The organism is Hymenobacter swuensis DY53 (assembly GCF_000576555.1).
In the GTDB taxonomy this organism is placed as follows: Bacteria; Bacteroidota; Bacteroidia; order Cytophagales; family Hymenobacteraceae; genus Hymenobacter; species Hymenobacter swuensis.
This window is the reverse complement of sequence record NZ_CP007145.1, coordinates 4,812,134-4,834,288: the sequence shown is the minus strand read 5'-3', so window position 1 is coordinate 4,834,288 and position 22,155 is coordinate 4,812,134. Positions and strand designations below refer to the sequence as shown.

Annotated in this window: 16 protein-coding genes; 4 read left to right on the top strand and 12 right to left on the bottom strand. The window is 58.9% G+C overall.

What is annotated here, in order from left to right; all coding sequences use genetic code 11:
- Positions 1-3: 3 nt before the first annotated feature.
- The 3 genes from HSW_RS21930 to HSW_RS21920 form a co-directional block, all read right to left on the bottom strand.
- On the bottom strand, positions 4-282 hold the full coding sequence (locus HSW_RS21930; RefSeq protein ID WP_044003890.1) for a PLD nuclease N-terminal domain-containing protein: 279 nt from the start codon (positions 280-282) through the stop codon (positions 4-6).
- A 102-nt stretch (positions 283-384) separates the two neighbouring features.
- Positions 385-1,023 (bottom strand): rhomboid family intramembrane serine protease, encoded by a 639-nt coding sequence (locus tag HSW_RS21925; protein WP_044003889.1) that lies wholly within the window; start codon positions 1,021-1,023, stop codon positions 385-387.
- Between the two features lie 97 nt (positions 1,024-1,120).
- Positions 1,121-2,092, bottom strand: a complete 972-nt coding sequence (locus tag HSW_RS21920) for a polyprenyl synthetase family protein (protein ID WP_044005445.1) — start codon at positions 2,090-2,092, stop codon at positions 1,121-1,123.
- 138 nt (positions 2,093-2,230) lie between these two features.
- Here HSW_RS21920 and HSW_RS23275 point away from each other — a divergent pair, with 138 nt between their 5' ends.
- Entirely contained in the window at positions 2,231-2,734 is a 504-nt protein-coding gene (locus HSW_RS23275) for a TonB family protein (protein ID WP_052346746.1), read from the top strand.
- A gap of 142 nt (positions 2,735-2,876) precedes the next feature.
- Here the strand turns inward: HSW_RS23275 and rnr are convergent, their stop codons facing one another.
- From rnr to HSW_RS21900, 3 genes are all read right to left on the bottom strand, one after another.
- The gene (gene rnr, locus HSW_RS21910; protein ID WP_044003887.1) at positions 2,877-5,420 is read right to left on the bottom strand and encodes a ribonuclease R; all 2,544 of its coding nucleotides are present in this window, start codon (positions 5,418-5,420) and stop codon (positions 2,877-2,879) included.
- Between the two features lie 172 nt (positions 5,421-5,592).
- A complete protein-coding gene (locus HSW_RS21905) occupies positions 5,593-6,336 on the bottom strand; it encodes an ATP-grasp domain-containing protein (protein WP_155833103.1) in 744 nt (247 codons plus the stop codon).
- A gap of 33 nt (positions 6,337-6,369) precedes the next feature.
- Positions 6,370-8,418 carry an ABC transporter ATP-binding protein gene (locus HSW_RS21900; RefSeq protein WP_044003885.1) on the bottom strand — a complete coding sequence of 683 codons (2,049 nt, stop codon included), beginning with the start codon at positions 8,416-8,418 and terminating at the stop codon, positions 6,370-6,372.
- Between the two features lie 152 nt (positions 8,419-8,570).
- Between HSW_RS21900 and HSW_RS21895 the strand changes: the two genes are divergently transcribed.
- Positions 8,571-9,557, top strand: a complete 987-nt coding sequence (locus HSW_RS21895) for an aldo/keto reductase (RefSeq protein WP_044003884.1) — start codon at positions 8,571-8,573, stop codon at positions 9,555-9,557.
- Positions 9,558-9,655: 98 nt separating this feature from the next.
- Here HSW_RS21895 and HSW_RS21890 read toward each other — a convergent pair whose 3' ends face one another.
- From HSW_RS21890 to HSW_RS21880, 3 genes are all read right to left on the bottom strand, one after another.
- Positions 9,656-10,312 carry a lipoprotein signal peptidase gene (locus HSW_RS21890; protein ID WP_044003883.1) on the bottom strand — a complete coding sequence of 219 codons (657 nt, stop codon included), beginning with the start codon at positions 10,310-10,312 and terminating at the stop codon, positions 9,656-9,658.
- Positions 10,313-10,575: 263 nt separating this feature from the next.
- Positions 10,576-14,064 carry an isoleucine--tRNA ligase gene (gene ileS, locus HSW_RS21885; RefSeq protein WP_044003881.1) on the bottom strand — a complete coding sequence of 1,163 codons (3,489 nt, stop codon included), beginning with the start codon at positions 14,062-14,064 and terminating at the stop codon, positions 10,576-10,578.
- Between the two features lie 134 nt (positions 14,065-14,198).
- On the bottom strand, positions 14,199-16,637 hold the full coding sequence (locus HSW_RS21880) for an efflux RND transporter permease subunit (protein WP_044003880.1): 2,439 nt from the start codon (positions 16,635-16,637) through the stop codon (positions 14,199-14,201).
- A 236-nt stretch (positions 16,638-16,873) separates the two neighbouring features.
- On the opposite strand from HSW_RS21880, the gene HSW_RS21875 reads away from it, so the two are divergent.
- Positions 16,874-17,272, top strand: coding sequence for a hypothetical protein (locus tag HSW_RS21875; protein WP_155833102.1), 399 nt, complete (start codon positions 16,874-16,876; stop codon positions 17,270-17,272).
- An 81-nt stretch (positions 17,273-17,353) separates the two neighbouring features.
- Here HSW_RS21875 and HSW_RS21870 read toward each other — a convergent pair whose 3' ends face one another.
- A complete protein-coding gene (locus tag HSW_RS21870; protein ID WP_044003875.1) occupies positions 17,354-18,871 on the bottom strand; it encodes a glycine--tRNA ligase in 1,518 nt (505 codons plus the stop codon).
- 368 nt (positions 18,872-19,239) lie between these two features.
- Between HSW_RS21870 and HSW_RS21865 the strand changes: the two genes are divergently transcribed.
- A complete protein-coding gene (locus HSW_RS21865) occupies positions 19,240-20,646 on the top strand; it encodes an inorganic phosphate transporter (protein WP_044003873.1) in 1,407 nt (468 codons plus the stop codon).
- Between the two features lie 214 nt (positions 20,647-20,860).
- Here the strand turns inward: HSW_RS21865 and HSW_RS21860 are convergent, their stop codons facing one another.
- Both HSW_RS21860 and HSW_RS21855 read right to left on the bottom strand, forming a co-directional pair.
- Positions 20,861-21,343 carry a hypothetical protein gene (locus HSW_RS21860; RefSeq protein ID WP_044003870.1) on the bottom strand — a complete coding sequence of 161 codons (483 nt, stop codon included), beginning with the start codon at positions 21,341-21,343 and terminating at the stop codon, positions 20,861-20,863.
- A gap of 153 nt (positions 21,344-21,496) precedes the next feature.
- Positions 21,497-21,988 carry a DUF4385 domain-containing protein gene (locus tag HSW_RS21855; protein ID WP_044003868.1) on the bottom strand — a complete coding sequence of 164 codons (492 nt, stop codon included), beginning with the start codon at positions 21,986-21,988 and terminating at the stop codon, positions 21,497-21,499.
- Positions 21,989-22,155 lie beyond the last annotated feature (167 nt).

The following is a 22,155-nucleotide window of genomic DNA, read 5'->3' as shown; positions in this document are numbered from 1 at the left end:
TGGTTACTTACGTCCGGAAAACAGGAAGTAAATAATAGAACCACCGAAGGGGAAGAACCAAATGATCAGACCCCAGACGATTTTCTTGCCAATAGACCAATCCTGCTTGATCAGACTCAGGAAGGCAGCAACAGCGAGAATGAGGTAGAAAACACCGGCAATGGTAAGAGAACCATCCGAGCGGCGGCCACTGCCGCAGGCCGTCAGCAAAGGCAGCGTAAGAACTGAGAGCAACAGCGCAAAAGCCGGAATGCGGTTGGTGAGGAAGATGAGCTTATTCATGTGCAGGGAGGTGATTGGTTGGAGAGTATTCTGCCTGCGTTTACGCTCCCGCTACGAAATAGATATATGGCTCAACCTATCTAAATCACAATGCATTGAAAATCAAATATTTAACATTCCAGAATTGCGGATTTGGTCCCAGAAGAAGCCACCAACTCTCGGTAACAGAATGAATGTCAGGATGATACCATACAGCGCTCCGTAGAAGTGCGCATCGTGGTTGATGTTGTCGCCCCGACGGCGGCCCATGTAGTAGGAGTAAGCCAGGTACAGGAAGCCGAAGATGAAGCTGGGAATGTCAACCGGAATGGGGAAGATGCGGATGCCACCCATGGGGTTAAACAGGATGGCTGAAAAGATAACTGAGGCCACTCCACCCGAAGCCCCGAGGCTGCGGTAGTTGGGGTCGTCGCGGTGGCGCAGGTAGGTGGGAATGTCCGACACCACAATGCCACCCAGATACAGCAACAGGAAAAACAACACCCCGTTGGTGGGCCCGAACAGCTGCAGAAAGATATACTCCACCGTCTGCCCAAAGGAGAAGAAGGCAATCATATTGAACAGCAGGTGCCCGAAATCGGCGTGCAAAAAGCCCGAGGTGATGAAGCGGTACCAGTCGTTGCTGCGCTTCACGCGGTAGGGGTCCAGAATCCAGCTATCCAGCAGCTCGGGTTTCGACCAAGCGTATAGGGAGATGCCGGCGGTAAGTACCGTCAGCACCAGCGTGGGAGTTAATTCCATGAGAAAAGAAGATGTAGAGGAGAGAGAAAAATAGCCGTCCGATAATCATTCAGGACAGCGCGCGTGTCATTCTTCCTGCGTCGGAATGACACGCGCGCTACTGTTCGCGTTCCAGCAGCTGCAGGGCCAGTTGGTGCAGGGGCTGCTTGCGCATTTCGGGGGCCGTCACGCGCTCTAAGTGCTGCAAGGCATCCAAGAAGTAGTCGTTGATGAGAGCTTCCGTCTGGGGGCGAATTTCGAGCTCGTCGTAGATGGCGCGCACTGCCTGCACCTTGGCTTCGGCATCCAGCACGGGCTGGCCGATGTGGCGGGCAAGCGTAGCGCGCTGGGCAGCGCCAGCCTGGGCCTGAGCGGTGAGCAGCAGGTAGGTTTTCTTGTCGCTCACGATGTCGCCCCCTACCCGCTTGCCAAAGGTGGCCGCGTCGCCATACACGTCCAGCAGGTCGTCGCGCAGCTGGAAGGCCAGCCCGATGCCCACCCCGAACTGGCGCAGGTGGTCGGCATCGGCTAGGGAAGCACCGCCCAGCAGGGCGCCCAACTCCAGCGCAAAGCCCAGCAGCACGGCCGTCTTCAGCCGGATCATATCCAGGTACTGCGCAATGCTGACCTCGGTTTCGGTTTCAAAATCCATGTCCCACTGCTGGCCTTCGCACACCTCGGCGGCGGTCTGCGAGAAGCGGCGCAGCACATGGGCCAGCAGGTGCGGGGGCACGTCCAGGAACAGCTCGTAGGCCCGCACCAGCATCACGTCGCCGCTCAGGATGGCCACGTTGGGGTTCCACTTCTCATGCACGGTGGCTTGGCCCCGGCGCAAAGGAGCTTGGTCCATCAGGTCATCGTGAAGCAGGGTGAAGTTGTGGAAGACCTCAGTGGCCAGCGCGGGCTTCACTACGGGCGCGAGGTCGTCGGTGAACAGGTGGGCACCGAGCAGAGTAAGAAGGGGTCGGATGCGCTTGCCGCCCAGCCCCATAATGTAGCGGATGGGTTCATACAGGTTGGCAGGCTGCTCGCCGTAGGAAATGCCGGCGAGGCCGGTAGCAAGGTACTGGCTAAAGAAGGAAAGGTCCACGAAGGGCGGGGTCAAGGTTGAGGTTGGCAAGGTACGGCGGGTTGGGAGAAGGTGCGGAATCAACAACGGACCACCGCCGGGCAGCGTACTTTTGGGCCCGCTTCCCGCGTTCAGCAACCAGACAATTGTCGCCCCGCTATGGTTACTGCCTCCCGCCTCTTGGCCCTCGGATTACTGCTGCTGGCAGCTGCCACGGCTTGCGCCCAGAACTCCTACAACTGGTGGGATGCCCGCCCACCCGCGCCGGTAACGTCCCCGCCCCGGCCGGCCCGCAAGCCGGCTCCCGTTGCTCCTTCCTCCGCTATTGTAGTAGTCATCGACTCGCTACCGCTTACCACAGGCAAGTACACGTACGTGGAGGTGATGCCAGCCTTCCCAGGTGGGACGGAGAGCATGCTGAACTTTCTCCGCAAAAACCTGCAGCGCCCCCGCGGGCCGCGGCAGCACGGGCGGATACTAGTGAACCTGATAGTGTCCACTACGGGTGAGGTTACTGAGGTGCAGGTAGCACCGGTGCATGGTCTCTCCCCGGCCTACGATGCGGCGGCCGTGGAGTGCGTGCGCCGGCTGCCCCGGTTCAAACCAGGCCACCGTGAGGGCAAGCCGGTAGCCACGGCCCTTACCCTTCCGGTAATTTTCTGAAGTAACACCACCCCAGCAAAAAGCCCCTGACATCAACAGATGCCAGGAGCTTTTGAATAGGTTACCATTTGTCGTTCTGATGAAGGCCGGATTGATGCCGCTTGCTGCGCGCAGTGTCCTTGGCCCTCACAATGACGGCAGCTTAGCGGCGGCGCTTACTGCCACTGGCCGACTTGCCACTGCCGGACTTGCCGCCACCATCGGGGCGGCCGCCTTTGCTGCTCCGCTCGGGGCGGTAGCCCCGGCGGCCGCTCCGGTCGTCGCGGTCCTGGCTTTTCACCGAGTCGGGGCGGTTATCCACCAGCTCGAAGTCGATGGTCCGGTCGAGTAGATTGGCCGCTTTCACGACAATCTGCATCTCGTCACCGAACTGGATGATGCGCTTGGTGCGCTGACCCACGAGGCGGTAGTTGTCCTTGTCCAGCTCGTAGAAGTCGCCCGGGATGTCGCTCACGCGCACCATGCCTTCGCACTTGTTTTCCGGAATCTCCACATACACGCCCCACTCGGTCAGGCCCGAGATGACGCCTGTAAACTCCGAGCCGATATGGTCCTGCAGGAACTCCACCTGCTTGAACTTGATGCTGGCCCGTTCGGCGCTGGCAGCCAGTTTCTCCCGCGTTGAGGAGTGCTTACACTCTTCCTCGATAGGCTCCACGTCCACGTTGCCGCCGCCTTCCAGGTAGTGCTCCAGCAGGCGGTGCGCCATCATATCGGGGTAGCGACGGATGGGTGAGGTGAAGTGCGAGTAGTGCTCGAAGGCTAGGCCGAAGTGGCCGCGGGGGTCGGTGGTGTAGGTGGCCTTCGCCATCGTGCGGATGGCTAGTCCCTGAATCACGTTCTGCTCGGGCCGGCCCACCACGTCGGTGCTCAAATCGTTGAGCTCGGTGCTGATGGTGCGCGGGTTGGTGAGGTCGAGCTGGTGGCCGAATTTCTTGGCGAACAGCGCGAAGGTCTGCAGCCGCTCGGGGTCGGGCGCATCGTGCACGCGGTACACCATCGTGAAGCGGGGCTTGCGGTTGCGGAGCTTGAACACGAACTCGGCCACCTTGCGGTTGGCCAGTAGCATGAACTCCTCAATCATCTTGTGAGCATCCTTGCGCTCCTTCACGAACACGCCCAGCGGCTTGCCGTTTTCATCCAGCCGGAACTTCACCTCCTGGGTTTCGAAGCTGATGGCCCCCTGCCGGAAGCGGGCGGCGCACAGCTTCTTGGCAATGCTGTTCATCAGCTGCACCTCCGCCGTGTAGTCGGAGTCCAGACCTTCGATGCGCTCCTGAGCATCTTCGTAGGCGAAGCGACGGTCGGAGTGAATGACGGTTTTGCCGAACCAGGAGCTATAGAGCTTGCCGTTCTCATCCAGCTCAAACACGGCCGAGAAGGTAAGCTTGTCCTCGTTGGGACGCAGGGAACAGAGGCCGTTGCTGAGGCGCTCGGGCAGCATGGGAATCACGCGGTCCACGAGGTACACGGAGGTAGCGCGGTGCCGGGCTTCCTTTTCCAGGGCCATATCGGGCCGCACGTAATGCGTCACGTCGGCAATGTGAACCCCAATTTCCCAGTGCCCGTTTTCGAGCTGCTGGATGCTGAGGGCATCGTCGAAGTCCTTGGCGTCGGCGGGGTCGATGGTGAAGGTGGTGATGTGGCGGAAGTCGCGGCGGCGCGCAATCTCGGCCTGCGGGATTTCCAACGGAATGGCTTCCGACTCCTCCTCTACCTCGGCCGGGAATTCAAACGGCAGCCCGAACTCGGCCATGATGGCGTTAATCTCCGCCTCGTTCTGACCAGCCGGCCCGAAGTTGCGAATCACCTCACCCGAGGGCAGGCTACCCGAGTCACTCTCCGGAAACTCCGTGATGCGCACCAGTACCTTGTCGCCGTGACGGGCCCCGCCCAAGTGCTCGGGCGTCACCAGCGCATCGAAGTAAAGCTTGCGGTTATCGGGCTTCACGAAGCCGATGGAGCCCTGCATCTGCAGGCGGCCCACCAGTTCGGCCCGCTCCCGCTTAATGACTTCCACTACGTCGCCCACAGGCTTGCCGTCGCGGGAGCCGCGCAGCCGCACCCGCACCGTGTCGCCTTCCATGGCAAACATGAGGCGGTCAGTGAACACCCGGATGTCCTGCTCGCTGTCCTCGCTCACCACGAAGGCAAACTTCTGCGAGGCCAGGTCCACGGTGCCCACTACGGTGTCGGTAAAGTCGGGCTTGCCGCTGCGGCGGCCCGAGCGGCGGTTGTCGCCGGGGAAGTCGAAGCCGGCCTCACGGCGGCGGTGCACCAGCGGGTCTTGGCCAAACTCCACGTCGGCGGGCTGGGCAGCCGGTTGAGCAACGGTAGCCTCGGCAGCAGCAGCCGGACGCTTACGGCCCTTGGGCGTCGGCGCAGGCGCGGCGGCCAGCACGGCTTCGTCGTCGGTGAGGCGGTACTCGTCGTTCTGCACGAGCGTGAGCAGGCCGCTTTTCTTAAGGTTTTTGAGGTGCGCGAAAATCTCGTCGCGCTGCTCTTTGGTGGTCACGCCCAGGCGGCGGGAAAGTTGGCGGTAGGCCAGCACCTTGCCGGGGTTGTCGCGGAAGATGCGAAACACCAGGTCCTGGCTGATTTCGGTGGTAGTTGTAGTGGCTTTATCGCCACGGGCTGCCTTCGCGCGGGAGGCGCGGGGGGCGGCGGGTTCGTCTTTTTCTTTCATGTAGAAAAGGAGCCGCCAGAAGTTGTCGTTTTCGCAGGCGGCAGTGGTTGGTAGAAGGAAGCAGAGGATTGTGCCCGGCTTCCGAAATGGTAAATAGCAGCCGTTCTACGGGCTTTGGAGAGATGATACGAAATATAGCGAGCAATAACTATAGCCGACTGAAAATAGCGGATTACGGTTGGGTTACGCGGGCCAGGGCACGCAGTACGGTAGAGCCAAAATCGGGCAGCATCCATTCCTTCAGATCAGATACCTGCCCGTCCCCTACTTCCACTATCACCGGAGTGCCAGCTTGGGTGAGTACTACATCCAAACTATAAAACAGACGTGGCTGTAAGGCCTCTACTGCAGGCTGCAAGGATGGGGGCAACATAGTGCCATTAGCACCATAGGCCTCGCCAGCTACTACAAAGAAGCGTCGCTCAGAGTCGGGCAACAATGCTGCATGCTGCCGAACGAACAGCAACTCTTCCGGCAATAGTTCATGCCGCCGATAAAGCTGTTGCCATTGTGCTACCGAAGCCACCACGGAATCTTCGCCAAACGACTTCACCAGACCTTTCACGAAGTAACGCTGCCCAGCTGAAAAGTCGGGCGGTTGGTTTGCCTTCAGGAACCAACTGGAAAATGTGAGGTTCTGAACAGCCTCGTACCACCCCGTAGCCAGGTGCGAAGACAAATAACTGGCTACGGAAACCAGCAAGGGCGTACGGCGCTCCAGGCTGTGATATTCCCCCTCGGAAAGCATCCAGCCCCGGTAAAGAGCCGGAGTTGAACTATCAGGCCCCAAGCGTTGCGTTTCGCTGTCATACAGGGCCACAGCCCAACCGTGCGCCCGCGCCCATCGGTATTCGTCTTCCCACATAGGATCCACAACGCGGACTTCGTAGGGCAGAGAAGGATAGATGATGCGCATACCGTCGCAGTTTATAATAAGTCAAAGACGAACTTACGCCCGGCTGGCCACGGCGGCGCGAATGTCGGCGGGAGTGTCTTTAGGAATGGCGGCCAGCAGCTGCTTCGTGTACTCGTGCTGGGGGTTGGCGTAGAGGTCGGCGGCGAGGCCGCTTTCCACGATCCGACCCTGGCGCATCACCAGCAGCCGGTCGCTCATGAAGCGGGCCACCGACAGGTCGTGGGTGATGAAGAGGTAGGTGATGCCGAACTCGCGCTTGAGGTCGTTGAGCAGGTTGAGCACCTGCGCCTGCACCGATACGTCGAGGGCCGATACGGATTCGTCGCAGATGATGCACTTGGGCTGCAGCGCTAGGGCGCGGGCAATGCAGATGCGCTGGCGCTGACCGCCGCTGAACTCGTGGGGGTAGCGCTGGAAGTGCTCGTCCTTGAGGCCCACCGTGCGCAGCAGTTCCAGCACCCGGGCCTTTTGCTCCTGCCGGCTGCCGCCCACACCGTGCACGCGCATGGGTTCCAGAATGGCCTCGCCTACGGTCATCATCGGGTTGAGGGCAGCGTACGGATCCTGGAACACCATTTGAAACTCCCGCCGCTTCCGTCGCAGTGCCTCGGCAGGCAACGCGGCCAGATTCACACCGTCGAACAGGATGCTGCCCGACGTGGGCTCCACCAGCCGCAGCAGCGCCCGGCCCAGGGTCGTTTTGCCGCAGCCCGACTCCCCCACCAGCCCTACCGTCTCGCCGGGGTAAATATCGAAGCTTACCCCATCCACGGCCCGCACAAATTCTTTGGTGCGGTTGAAGAAGCCCTTCCGGATCGGAAAGTGCACGTTCAGGTTCTCCACGCGCAGAATGGGCTCGTTGCTCGTGAACTGTTGTTCGTGGTTCGTTGCTGGTGTAGCTGACGCGGAGGTTTCAGGGTTGAAACCCAGGGCTACGGAATACTCTGGGGTGGCTTCCGTACCCGTTGTTGCCGCGCCGACGAGCTCAGAGTTTGCCCCCAGGCGTTCCGGCGTGGCCGCGTCAAACAGCAGCGGCTGCCCTGATTCCGCGCCCGGAGCCGATTCTACACCGAAAAGCGGCTCACCAAAGCGTGAAACAGAATGTTCCACGGGAAACGTTTTGGTAGTTTCACTGTCGCTTTGAGAGGCAGCTTGCACAGATCCAGGTACAAGACCATCAGCCACTTGAACAAATTCAGTTTCGGTGCTGACAAAGCCACCATCGGCCGTTTCACGCATGAAATCGGCCACTACGGGAAGTTTTTTTCGGCCGACGGAAAGTTTTGGCCGGCAAGCCAGCAGGCCTTTCGTGTACGGATGCTGCGGATTGGTGAAAATATCGAGCACCGCGCCCTGCTCCACTACCCGGCCCCTATACATCACCAGAATCCGGTCAGCTATTTCGGCTACCACGCCCAAATCGTGGGTGATGAAGATGACGGCGGTGTTGTGCTGACGGCGCAGGTCGTCGATCAGGCGCAGCATGCGGGCCTGTACCGTCACGTCGAGGGCGGTGGTGGGTTCGTCGGCGATGAGCAGGGCGGGGTTGCAGGCCATAGCCATGGCAATCATCACGCGCTGCTTCTGGCCGCCGCTGATTTCGTGCGGGTAGCTCGTGAATATTTTCTCGGGGCGCGGCAGTTGGGCCATCGTGAATAGCTCCACGGTGCGAGCGGCAGCTTCTTTTTCCGAGAGACTGGTGTGCAGCCGCAGAGCTTCCACCACCTGGCTCCCGCAGGTGTACACCGGGTTCAGCGAGGTCATCGGCTCCTGAAAAATCATTCCGATGTCGTTGCCACGCACTTTCTGCAACTGCTTGTCGGAAAGCTGCAGCAGATCCACCTCCCCCAATGCGTCGCTGTAAAAGCGCGCTTCTCCACTCACAATCTGGCCGGGCGGCAGCGGAATCAGCCCCATCAGGGCCAGTGAGGTAACCGACTTGCCCGAGCCCGATTCGCCCACGATGGCCAGCGTTTCGCCCCGGCGCAGCTCAAAGGAAATATCCTGCACGGCCCGCGTGTTGCCCCGGTGCGAGTGAAAATCGATGGTGAGGTTGCGAACGGAGAGGATGGGCTGGGACACGGCAACGAAAAACGAGACGGAAAAAAGTAAAGATAGGCCGATGCGCGGTAGCTTGCCCGGGACGTTTCGCGTAAGCACCGGTTGTTCGTTTGGGTTACGAATTATTATTCCGTAGGCTCCGAAAAACCATCGTACATCTATTTCCTAACCACATGCAGTACCGCAAACTCGGTAAAACCGGCTTCAACGTTTCAGAAATCAGCCTCGGCACCTGGCAGGTAGGCGGCAAATGGGGCGACCCGTTCAGCCACGACACCGCCGACGCCATCCTCAACAGCGCCGTCGATTCGGGCATCAACTTCATTGACACGGCCGACGTGTACGGCGACGGCGAAAGTGAAAAGGCGGTAGGTCGACTCGTGCGCAGCCGCTCTGAGCGGGTGTACGTTGCCACCAAGTGCGGCCGCCAGCTCCAGCCCCACACCAACGAGGCTTATCAGCCCGCTGCTTTGCGCCGGTTCGTGGAAAACAGCCTGCGCAACATGCAGTTGGATACGCTGGACCTGATTCAGCTGCACTGCCCGCCCACGGAGGTGTTCTACCGGCCCGAAATCTTCGAGCTATTCGACCGGCTGCAGGAAGAAGGCAAAATCCGGCACCTGGGCGTGAGCGTGGAGAAGGTGGAGGAAGGCCTCAAGGCCCTGACCTTCCCCAACGTTACGACCATCCAACTCATTTTCAACATGTTCCGGCAGCGGCCGGCCGAACTGCTGTTTCAGGAGGCAAAGCGCCACGACGTGGGTCTGATTGTGCGCGTACCGCTGGCCAGCGGCCTGCTCACCGGCAAATTCTCGCCCCACACCACCTTCTCCCCCGATGACCACCGCCAGTTCAACCGCGACGGGGCCGCCTTCGACAAGGGCGAAACTTTCTCGGGCGTGGACTATGAAACAGGCCTGGCAGCCGTAGAGGAGCTGAAAAAGATATTCGCCGACCAGCCCAGCCTGGCCCCGCTGGCCCTGCGCTGGGTGCTGATGTTCGATGAAGTAAGCTGCGTAATCCCCGGCGCATCCCGGCCCGATCAGTTGCAATCGAACCTGCAAGCCGCCGAGTTGCCGGCCCTCACACCGGAACAGATGCAGGCCGTGAAAACGGTATACGAGCAGCGCATCAAGCCGCTGGTGCACTATAGCTGGTAGGATTTAAGGCAGAAGCTGCTCAGCATGAAGTTCTAAAAACCAAAAAAAGGCCCGCTGGAACAGTTCCAGCGGGCCTTTTGGCTCTTAGTGAGTTTATTCTACGCTACTTCCGAGGCTTCAGCGTCGCGGCGGGTCTGGGCGGCTTGGGCATCATCGGCGGCCAGGGGGTGCGCGGCTTCGTGGTGGGCAAAAAAGCGGCTCTGGAACAATAGAATCAGGGCTACTCCGACAAAAATAGCCGAATCGGCAATGTTGAAGATGGGCCATAGTGATACGTGCGAGCCTCCCATTAAAGGCCACGAAGATGGCAAGAAACCCTCATAGATATCCACGTACAGCATATCAATCACTTGCCCATGAAACCAGGGTGTAGGCGAACCATACGGCGCATTGTTGTAGAGAATACCATAGAAAATCGAGTCGATAACGTTACCCAGCGCCCCGCCCAGAATCATGGCTACACACACAATAAAGCCCTGCGGGGCACGCTGTTTCCACAATTTGTAGATGTAGTATGCAATGCCCGTCACGGCCACCAGCCGGAAGCTGGTGAGCAGGATTTTACCGTAGGGTGGCGGCAATTCTACCCCGAAAGCCATACCCGGGTTGAGCGTGTAGTGCAGCTTAAACCAGTCGCCAAGCAGCGGAATTTCACCGGGCATGCCGAGGGGCATGTAGCGGTGCACAGCCCACTTCGAGAGTTGATCAATGACGATGACCAACAGGGCCACTAGGTAGTATTTCCAGTACTTCATTCTATAGAGGTGAGAGGTTAGAAGTGAGAAGTGAGACTCCATCCCGACACATTGTCAGGCTGGCAACCTCTCCCCTCTCGTAGCACAAAGTGACGAAGATTTTTGGACTTCGGCCTCAGAGGCGAGAGCCGAACTGTTGCGCCGTTGGTATATGTTTCGGTTGGCGATTTATGCCGTTTTGAGCCGGATTTGAGGGCCGGCTCTGTTCTTTGTGCGCCGATGTGCCAACCGCCGTTTTTAAGGCGGCGGTTGGCTCCTGAGGCTTAGGCAGTTGCTACGTTCAGCAGCACCGGCACGGAAAACTCATCGAATTCCAGCACCGCGCCGCCGCTGATTTCCGGGGCGAAATCCAGGCTCAGGGCCTGCACTTCCTCACGGATGTAACCGCCGAACGACTGCACGGCGGCTTCCAGCTCGGGCTGCTGCTGCAGCGTCACCCGGATTTTGTCCTGCACTTCCAGGCCGCTGTCTTTGCGCAGGTTCTGGAGGCGGTTCACCAGCTCGCGGGCCACGCCTTCCTGGCGCAACTCGTCGGTCAGGGTCACGTCAAGGGCCACGGTGAGGGGGCCATCGGTGGCCACCAGCCAGCCGGGCAGGTCTTGGGTGCGGATTTCCACGTCATCGGGGGCCAGGGTGTAGGCTTCGCCGTCGATTTCCACGGCCAGCTGACCGGTTTTTTCGAGGGTGCTGATTTCCTCGGCGCTCATCTGCTGGATGCGGGCACCCACGGCTTTCAGCTTGGCGCCGTACTGCTGGCCTAGGCGCTTGAAGTTGGGCTTCACCGACTTCACCAGCACGCCGCTGGCATCATCGAGGAACTCTACGTGCTTCACGTTCACCTCGGCGCAGATCAGATCTTCCACCAAGGCCACCTGGGCGCGGGTGGAATCGTTGAATACCGGCACCAGGATGCGCTGCAGCGGCTGCCGCACCTTCAGCACCGACTTCTTGCGGAGCGAGTGCGTGAGCGAAGAAATGCGCTGAGCCAGCTCCATCCGCTCCTCCAGCGCCTTGTCGATGCGGGCTTCGTCGGCCTCCACCAGCAAAGTCAGGTGCACCGATTCGGCGGCCAGCGGGGTGTTGCGCTCGATGGCTTCGGCGCGCATGCCGTTGGTCATGTTTTGGTAGAGCCACTCGGCGAAGAAGGGCGCAATCGGGGCCATGAGCTGCGACACTACCACCAGGCATTCCTGCAGGGTTTCGTAGGCGGCGCGCTTGTCGGCGGTCAGCTCGCCCTTCCAGAAGCGGCGGCGCGAGAGGCGCACGTGCCAGTTGGAGAGCTGGTCGGTCACGAAATCCTGGATGGCGCGGGCGGCCTTCGTGGGGTCGTAGCTATCGTAGTGGCCGCGCACTTCCAGAATCAGCGACTGGAGCTTGCTCAGAATCCAGCGGTCCAGCTCGCTTAGCTCGGCGTGCGGCGTGCGGTCAAACTCCCGGGCCTGGAAGCCGTCGAGGTTGGCGTAGAGGGCGTAGAACGAGTAGGTGTTGAAGAGCGTGCCAAAGAAGCGGCGCTGCACCTCCGTGATACCGGCCACGTCGAACTTGAGGTTGTCCCAGGGCTGGGCGTTGGCAATCATGTACCAGCGCGTGGCGTCGGGGCCGAACTGCTGGATGGTGGCAAACGGGTCCACGGCGTTGCCGAGGCGCTTGCTCATCTTGTTACCGTTCTTGTCCAATACCAAGCCGTTGGCCATCACGTTTTTGTAGGCCACCGAGTCTTCCAGCATCACGGCCAGCGCGTGCAGGGTGAAGAACCAGCCGCGGGTCTGGTCCACGCCTTCGGCAATGAAATCGGCGGGGAAGTTCTTCTGGAACTGCCCTTCGTTTTCAATCGGATAGTGCCACTGGGCGTAGGGCATGGCACCGCTGTCGAACCACACGTCGATGAGGTCGGTTTCGCGGTACATGGGCTGGCCCGAGGGCGACACCAGGAAGATGTCGTCCACGTAGGGCCGGTGCAGGTCGATTTTGGCGGTTTGGTCCGTCGAGCCGTTGGCCATCACCCAGTTGCCGTCCACCAGCTGGTAGGGGTTGTGGGTCATGACTTCGGCGGCGACGGCCTTCTCGATTTCGGCGTTCAGCTGCTCGATTGAGCCGATGCAGATTTCCTCCGAGCCGTCCTGGGTGCGCCAGATGGGCAGGGGCGTGCCCCAGTAGCGCGAGCGGCTCAGGTTCCAGTCCACCAGGTTTTCCAGCCAGTTGCCGAAGCGGCCGGTGCCGGTGCTGGCGGGCTGCCAGTTGATGGTTTTGTTGAGCTCGATGAGCCGGTCTTTCACCGCCGTGGTTTTGATAAACCAGGAGTCGAGCGGGTAATAGAGCACGGGCTTGTCGGTGCGCCAGCAGTGCGGGTAGGTGTGCTCGTACTTCTCCACTTTGAAGGCCGTGCCGTCGCCTTTCATGCGGATGGCAATGCTTTCGTCAAGAGTCTTATAGTCGGCGTCCGACTCATCGTGGCCGTCGTAGTTTTTCACCCAACGGCCGCCGAATTCGCCCATCTGGGCCACGTAGCGGCCCGTGCGGTCCACGATGGGGCCGAGCTTGCCTTCGTCGTCGGCTACCAGCAGGGCGGGCACGCCGGCCAGTTGGGCAGCCCGGAAGTCATCGGCACCAAACGTGGGCGAGATGTGCACGATGCCGGTACCATCCTCGGTGGTTACGAAGTCGCCGTTGATGACGCGGAAGGCGTTTTCCTCGCCCTCAAACGCCGGATAGCCTTTGTTCTGGCCGAACAGCCGCTCGTAGTTGATGCCCACGAGGTCGGCGCCTTTGAAGGTGTTTTCGATGCGCCAGGGCAGCACTTTGTCACCGGGCTTGAAGTCCTCAAACGAAGCTTCTTTGCCCTTCTCCGAGAAGTATTTGCCCACCAGCGCCTCCGCCAGCACCACCCGGATGGGCGCGTAGGTGTAGGGGTTGAAGGTGCTCACCAGCACGTACGGGATGTTCTTGCCCACAGCCAGCCCGGTGTTGGCGGGCAGGGTCCAGGGCGTAGTCGTCCAGGCCAAGATGTACACGTCCGGCTCCGAGGCATTGTCGCCGTAGAGGGCAGCCAACGGCACTTCATCGAGCTGCACGTTGCCAAACAACGGCTCCGACTTCTCGTCGCGCTTCACCTTGAACTGGGCCACCACCGTCGTGTCCTTCACGTCGCGGTAGGTGCCGGGCTGGTTGAGCTCGTGCGACGACAGGCCGGTGCCGGCGGCCGGGGAGTAGGGCTGGATGGTGTAGCCTTTGTAGAGCAGGCCCTTGTCGTAGAGCTTCTTGAGCAGCGCCCAGCAGCTCTCGATGTACTCGGGCTCGAAGGTGATATAGGGGTCGTCGAGGTCCACCCAGTAGCCCATTTTCTCGGTGAGGTCGTCCCACTGGGCCTTGAAGCGCATGACAGTCTCCCGGCAGCGCTGGTTGTAGTCCTCGATGCTGATTTTCTTGCCGATATCTTCCTTGGTGATACCCAGCTCCTTTTCCACCTGCAGCTCGATAGGCAGGCCATGGGTGTCCCAGCCGCCTTTGCGGTGCACCTGCTTGCCCAGCAGCGTCTGGTAGCGGCAGAAGATGTCCTTCACCGTCCGGGCCATCACGTGGTGGATGCCGGGGGCGCCGTTGGCCGAAGGCGGGCCCTCGTAAAACACGAACGTGGGCTGCCCTTCGCGGGTGCTCACGCTTTTCTCAAAGATGCCGTTCTGCTTCCACCACGCCAGGATATCGGTGCCGACCTGGCCGTAGTTGAGCGGCTGCTTGAATTCGGGGTAGTTCATTTCTTTGCTTGTAGTAGTAACTATCAGCACGTCATGCTGAGCTTGCCGAAGCATCTCGCGTGCTGATGTTAAGTTGGTAATCCTGTGTCAGCACGCGAGATGCTTCGGCAAGCTCAGCATGACGTTGGTTCATACTAACCGTTCAGTTTCGGCTGCACCTGCATGCGGCTCAGGTTGAGCTCCAGGTCGTCGTCTTCCTCGTGGTAGTTGTCGTCGTAGTGCTTGATACCCGACTGGTCGATGGTTTCTTCATCCACGCCGTGCTCGAAGGTGACCAGCAGGCAGGGCAGCAGAATCAGGTTGGAGAAGTTGGTGATGAGCAGGCTGGCCGACATCAGCAGGCCCAGGGCCTTCGTGCCGCCAAACTCTGAGAAGGCAAACACCGAGAAGCCCAGAAACAGCACGATGCTGGTGTAAATCATGCTGGTACCCGCCTCGCTCAGGGTGGTGCTGATGGCGGCCTTCACGCGGCGCCCGTTCACGGCCATTTCCTGCCGGAACTTGGCCAGCAGATGGATGGAGTTGTCGCCATCAATGCCCAGCGCAATACTAAAAATCAGGGCCGTGCTGGGCTTGAGCGGGATGCCGAAGTAGCCCATAATGCCGCCCGTAAGCAGCAGCGTGAAAAAGTTGGGCAGCAGTGTAAAGAACACCGCCCGAATGCTGCGAAACAGAATCAGCACCACCAGCCCTACCAGCGCAAAGGCAATCAGTAGGCTTTCCTTGAGCGTACCAATCAGGTATTCGTTGCCTTTGGTAAAGATGATGGTTGTGCCCGTCAACTTTACACTCATACCCGTTTCCTTGAAAATCTTGTCGATTTCGGGTTTGATACGGTTGTTGATGAGCGTGTCGAGGTTGTGGGAGCCGATGTCGGCAATTTTCAGCGAAATACGGGCCCGCTGGCCGGTGCTATCGGTAAAGGAGCGCAGCAGCTTGTTGGTTAGCTGACCTTCTCCACCTTCTACCGATTGGGAGCGAGCCAGATAGCTCAGCACAAAATTCTTCTCGTCGTTGTCGGGCAGGCGGTAGTACGCAGGGTCACCGTTGTAGAACGACTGCGTGGCGGCCTTCAGGAACGTCACGATGCTGACCGGGGTGGTCAGAACCGGCTGCGTGCGCAGAAACTTCTCCAGCCGGTCAATACGCTCCAGATTTTTCAACTTAAGAATTCCCTTGGGCCGGCCCGTATCTACCACCATTTCCAGGGGCATCACACCGTTGAAATGCTGCTCGAAAAACTTCAGATCGGAATTTACCGACGAGTCTTTGGGCAAATCATCCACCATGTAGGATACCGATTTCACCTTCGCCACCCCAAACGAGGCCAGTACCATAAAAGCCAGGGCCGCCAGGTACACCGTCCGGCGGCGCTCTAATACCAAGTAATCGAAGAATTCCAGCAGCTTCATCAGCGGCTTGGCCTCCAGGTGCTCCAGCTGCTTGGGTGTGGGCGGCGGCAGAATGGTGAACACAATCGGCATCAGAATAAACGATACCGCAAAGGCTACGAAAATATTGACCGTGGCTACCAGTCCGAACTGATAGAGGATGGCAATGTTGGTGAAGCAGAACACCACGAATCCGATGGCCGTGGTGGTGTTGTTCATAAGCGTGACCAGTCCGATTTTACGCACCACTCGGGCCATAGCCAGCACCTGATTTCCCGATTTGCGGTAGTCGTAATGGTAGCGGCTGAGCAGGTAGGTACAGTTGGGAATGCCAATGACGATGATGATACTCGGAATCAGCCCCGTGAGCAGGTTGATCTTGTAGCCCATCAGCACCATTGAGCCGATGCACCAGGTAACCACAATCAGCACAATCAGCAACGGAAATACCACTGCCGACCACGTCCGGAAGAACATGAGTAGTGTGACGGCCATCATCACAATAGTGAGGGCCACGAACAGCTTCATTTCCGACGCCACCTTGGTGGTCATCGTGGCCCGCACGTAGGGCAGGCCGGCGTAGTGCATCTTGATGCCCGTTTTCTGCTGAAACCGCTCGGCGTGGCCCAAAATTTCCTGCATCACGGCCTCGCGTCGACTGGAATTCAGGTACTTGGGGTCCATCGTCAGGGCCAGCAGCGTGGCCCCGGTGGTAGGCGAAATCAATTGGCCTTTGTAGAATTCCTGGGCATTCACCACCCGCATCAGCGAATCCAACTCGGGCTGCGTGCGGGGGAAATTGCGAAAAATCGGCTCGGCCCGGAAGGTCTGGGTAGCCGTGTCCTTCACCAACCTTGGTAGCCGCGTCACGCCCAGAATCCCGTTTACCCCTTCTACCCGGCTAAGCGTGTCGGTGAGGGTGCGCAACTCATTAAAGTTGCCCAGCCGGTACACCGAGCTATCCTGCATACCCAGCACCAGCACGTTACCGTCCTCCCCGAAGGTGCGCTTGAACTGCTGGAAATACACCATGTCCGGGTCGGTGGGGCTCACCACTTGGGCAAAGTCGTAAGTCATCTCAATCTTCCGGGCCTGCCAGCCCATGAATACGGTGATGAGGGCCAGCAGCCCAACCAGCAGGCGACGGTTTTTGATGACGAACAAGGCGAGGTTTCTCCACATAGGCCGGTAAAATGCAGCAAAGGTACGCAACCCCGGTCAGCTATGCGGTGAGCCTCAGCCAGTAACCCCGCCTGCCAAGAGCAGTTTGCCCAGCACCGCTAGTTGGAAAATCCAATTTTTATTCAGAATATAGGGAACATTTTATGACTTATATATCGTAAGTATACCACCTTCAATGCGTTGCGATATTAAATAATAGCATTATTCTGCGCATTGCTTGTTATTTTCCCTTTGTCATGACTTTGTACAATTCCCCGGATGCGTCTTTGACCTACAATCCGGTTTCTGAGACTTTACACTTGAGCTACAATGCCACCCGCTTGTCGGTGTCGTTTGGTCAGGCGTATCAGCGTGCCCTGGAGGAAATGCTGGCCCAGAACGTGGGCAAGCTCCTGCTGGACCTCAAACGCAACGCCCCACCCACCGACGAAGCCGACGAGCTACTCGGCCCCCTCGCCGATATGCTGGCTGAGCAGGCCCACCGGCCGCTGTTCATTGCGGCCGTGGTATCTGAAGGCCAATACCAGTACCAGGTGGGCAACTCCATTGCCTCCACCACCCGGCCCCCGGCCCGCGTGGAGTTCAACTACTTCACCTCCCGCCGCGACGCTACCCAGTGGCTGAGCGAGAACTAGCCTTGTCACACACCACCCTTATACGCAGAAAGGCCGCCGGATTGCTCCGGCGGCCTTTCTGGTTTTTATAGGTACTCACCCCTACAACTGCTCGAAAATACGAGAGAGGCTCACGGCTTCCCCAATGTAGCTACGCAGTTCCGAAATAGCCATGCGGGTCTGCTCGCGGGAGTCGCGGTGGCGCACGGTCACGGTGTTATCCTCCAGCGTCTGGTGGTCAACGGCAATGCAGAAGGGCGTACCGATGAGGTCCTGGCGAGTGTAGCGTGTGCCGATGCTGTCTTTCTCCTCTACCACCACCCGGAAATCAAAGTGCAGCTGGTTGTAGATTTCGTTGGCCTTCTCGGGCAGACCGTCCTTTTTTACCAGCGGGAAGATGGCAGCCTTCACCGGGGCCACGGCCGGGTGAAGGCGCAGCAGCTTGCGGGTTTTGGTTTTCTGCTCCTCGCCTTCGCCTTCCGTAATGGTTTCCTCCTGAAACGCCTGGCAGAGCGTGGCCAGGAACAGGCGGTCGGCGCCTACCGAGGTTTCTACCACGTAGGGCACGTAGTTACCGTAGGGCTTGCCGGTTTCGGGGTTGATGTCGTTGTCGAAGTAGTTCTGCTTCTTGCGGCTCAGCGTCTGGTGCTGGGTCAGGTCGAAGTCGGAGCGGGAGTGGATGCCCTCGATTTCCTTGAAGCCGAAGGGGAATTCATACTCGATATCCACGGCCGCCTTGGCGTAGTGGGCCAGCTTTTCGTGGTCGTGGAAGCGGAGCTTTTCGGCGGGCAGGCCCATTACCTCGTGCCAACGGCGACGGGTAGCCTTCCACTTGTCGTACCACTCGCCCTCGGTGCCAGGGCGCACGAAGAACTGCATTTCCATCTGCTCGAACTCCCGCATGCGGAAGATGAACTGCCGGGCCACAATCTCGTTGCGGAAGGCCTTCCCGATCTGGGCAATACCAAACGGCACCTTCTGGCGCGCCGACTTCTGCACGTTCAGGAAGTTCACGAAGATGCCCTGAGCCGTTTCGGGGCGCAGGTAAATCTGGTTCGAGCCCTCAGCCACGGCCCCGATCTGGGTCGAGAACATCAGGTTGAACTGGCGCACATCGGTCCAGTTGCCAGTTTTGGAAACCGGGCAGATGATTTTCTCATCGATGATGAGCTGCTTCACCCCGGCCAGGTCCTCGGCCGTGAGCAGGCGGCCCATTTCGGCCAGCAGGGTTTCGGCACGGGCCAGCTCGCCGTTCTTTTCGTATTCGGCGGCTTTGTCTTCCAGCAGCACGTCGGCGCGGTAGCGCTTCTTGCTGTCGAGGTTGTCAATCATCGGGTCCGAAAAGCCATCGACGTGGCCGGAGGCTTTCCAGGTAAGCGGGTGCATGAAGATGGCCGCATCAATGCCTACCACGTTCTGGTTGAGCTGGGTCATGGCCTTCCACCAGAGCTGCTTGAGGTTGTTCTTGAGCTCCACGCCGTTGGGGCCGTAGTCGTACACGGCGGCCAGACCGTCGTAGATTTCCGAGGAAGGGAATACGAAGCCGTATTCCTTGGCGTGCGACACGATATCAGCCAGGGTGTTTTCGGCTGTGGCGGCGGGTTTCTGCTCGTTGCTCATACTGTATAGAGAAGTGAGAGGCGAGAAGTGAGAACTGAGAGTTGAACCGGTTTGTGGGTACTTCGGCCTCAGGTGCCGTTTCCTTTCTCACCTCTTACTTCTCGATTCTCACTTCTGAATCTGGGCAAAAGTAGCTAAAGCCCACGCTAGTAGCCTAGCCAGGGCCGCAGAAATAGCCCGGACAGACTGCCTGTCAGGATTTTATCTTGCCTACCCCGGCCCACCTCAACCAATGCTGGCCGCCTGCGTTTAGCGGCTCAACCGGCCGGCCATCGGGGCAGTGCGGTAACAATTTCATAATCTTGCGCCCCCTTAGGGCGGCAGTACCTTTGGTTGCCGAAAACTGAATCTTCACCAATCCCCCCTTTATGTTTGGCTTAGAGCCTCATGTGCTGCTGCTGCTGATTGCCTGTCTGGTAGCAGCCTGCGCGTTTGAATTTGTAAACGGCTTCCACGATACGGCCAACGCGGTGGCTACGGTGATTTACACCAACACGCTGCGGCCCTGGGTGGCCGTGGTGTGGTCGGGCTTCTGGAACTTCATCGGGGTGCTTACGGGCGGTATTGCGGTGGCCATGGGCATCGTGTACCTGCTGCCGGTGGAAAGCCTCGTAGATCAGAACGTGTACCACGGCATTGCTATGGTGGGCGCGCTTATCATTGCGGCCATCATCTGGAACGTAGGCACCTGGTATTACGGCCTGCCCTCGTCGTCGTCGCACGCCCTCATTGGGTCCATCTTAGGCGTGGGCATTGCCTACTCCCTGCTGCCCGAGTCGAACGGAGCAGCCGTGAACTGGGGCAAAGCCGGCGAAACCATGGCTTCTCTGCTGATCAGCCCCATCTTCGGCTTCTCGCTGACCATCATCATGATGTTTCTGTTGAAGCGGTTTGTGGCCAACAAGTCCATCTTTAAAGAGCCCCACAAGCGCAAGCCGCCACCCCTCTGGATTCGTCTGATTCTGATTGCCACCTGCACGCTGGTGAGCTTCTTCCACGGCTCCAACGACGGCCAGAAGGGCGTGGGCCTGATCATGCTGATTCTCATCGGCATCGTGCCCATTCACTTTGCCCTGAACTCCAAGCTGAACCCGCTGGATATGCGCGCGTCGCTGACCAACGTGGAAATGGTGATGAACAAGGTGAACGTGAACGGCCTGAGCGAAGCCGACAGCAAGCTGCTGGCCGACATCCGGACCCAGACAAGCACACTGGACCAGATTTTCGCCGGTAAAACCGACGTGAAGCAACTGCCCGAAACGGCCCGCTTCGAAATCCGCAAGGCCATTCTGTTGCTGAACAACCGCGCCAAGAAACTTACCTCCAGCGACAAAGTGCCCCTGAGCACCGCCGACCGCACCACCTTCGAGGACAGCATCAAGCAGATGCGCACTTTCACGGACTACGCGCCCTGGGAGGTTTCCTTCATGGTGGCCCTGTCCTTGGGTATTGGTACGATGGTGGGCTGGAAGCGCATCGTGAAAACCATCGGGGAGCGAATCGGGAAGGAGCACCTGACGTACGCGCAGGGTGCGTCGTCGGAACTGGTAGCCGCCGCCATGATTGGAGTGAACACCCAGTTCGGCCTGCCTGTTTCTACCACCCACGTCCTGTCGTCGGCCATTGCCGGCAGCATGGTGGCCAACCGCGGCATCAAGAACCTGAACCCCCAGATGATCCGCAACATTGCCCTGGCCTGGGTACTCACCCTACCCGTGACGATGACGCTGGCCGGCGGATTGTTCCTGCTATTCCGGGCCATCATTCCGAGCTAAGCACCATAGGGCAGCGCAACCTGCTCTTGAAATCACACAAAAAAGCCGCTCCGTTACCGGGGCGGCTTTTTTGTTTTTTACCTGATTATCAGCAGCGTGCTAGTACTACTAGCAAAACCTCCCGCGTTGGGAAAAACTGTTGAAAACTCCCGATACTTAGCATCTTATCCACTTATCAACACTAAAAACAAGCTAATTTGTGGATAACTAAGATCTAGGCAGGCCATTGCACGTCTAGGTCGTCGTTTATGAACACACCGAAGTTGACAAACTGCAGCTCCTCGTCGTCGAAATAGAGGTCAATCATTTCCTTTTCGTAGGAGATGCGCATCTCGCCGGTGTCCATTTTCTCGATTTCGCTGTGTTCGTGGCCGTGGCGCTTCATGAGCTCCTGGATTTCCTCGGGGCTTTTGCCATGGATGGCCTCGCCGTAGAGGCGCATGCCGGGGTGGTCCGTCTCGATGCAGCTCAGGCGGTAGTCGTCTTCCCGGTCAAAATACAGGGAGTAGCCTTCTTCGAGGTAGTTCCAAGCTTGGTGCTCAAACTCGTCGTCGTCTTCCGACTCTTCAATTTCTTCGGGCTCACCCATCAGGGCGCGCACCTCATCCATGGAAGCGCCAAACTTGAGCGGGCCCATGCCGGTGCCGAGGCTGATTTCGTTTTCTTCGGTGCTGGAGGGTTGGGCTGGAGTCGTCATAGCCAGTTCGGGAAAAAGGTAGGAGTTGAGTAGGCGTAAAGGTAGGTTTTCGGAAGCTGAGTTATGAGAGATGAGGTTTGAACTATGCAGTAAAGACGAGAGTAAAACGCCTTAAACAGCTCAATTCATACCTTATGCTTTACATTTCAGCTCTTATTTGCCGTAGCGCGCTTCAAATTCGGCGCGCTGACGGAGATAGTCGGGGTGTTGCTTGGCCTCGTCCCACTTGCGTTTAAAAATGGCGGCGGCTTCGGCCTTTTCCGGGTCTTCGGGAGAGCGGGGCAACTCGGCGCGACCGTGGCTGCCACTCTGCCCTTTCTTGTCATCGGGTACGGGGCCGTCGTACTTCTTGCCACCTCTGTGGTTGGCATAACGCCTTGCCCGCGTAAAGCCCATCTGCAGAAACTTGCGGGCCATGTCGGCGCCCACAAAGTCATTAGCCTTCAAGTAGGCCTCAAACAGCGCGTAGATCTGCTCTGAAGACTCCCGGGCCACCGAAGGAGTGCGGAAGCGCCAGTGGGGCAGAATCTCGCCTTTATAAGGCTGCACCAGTAGCACGCCCTGCTCGCCTTTGCCCACGCGGTAATGTTCCGGGTGCTGGCGGAAATTAACGGTGTGGAAATCCTGTTGATAATTGAAAGGCATAGGTGGGAAACCGGAAAGGGCAGAACAGGCGCATCTCCCTATACGCCGGTTGCCAGCCTATGGCTGCCTTCCACTTTACTCAATACCCGCTGCATGGTGGATAAATATCCTGTATATGTTGATAACCAATATCTTATCAACACGATTGGCGCTGGCAGCCGCATCTA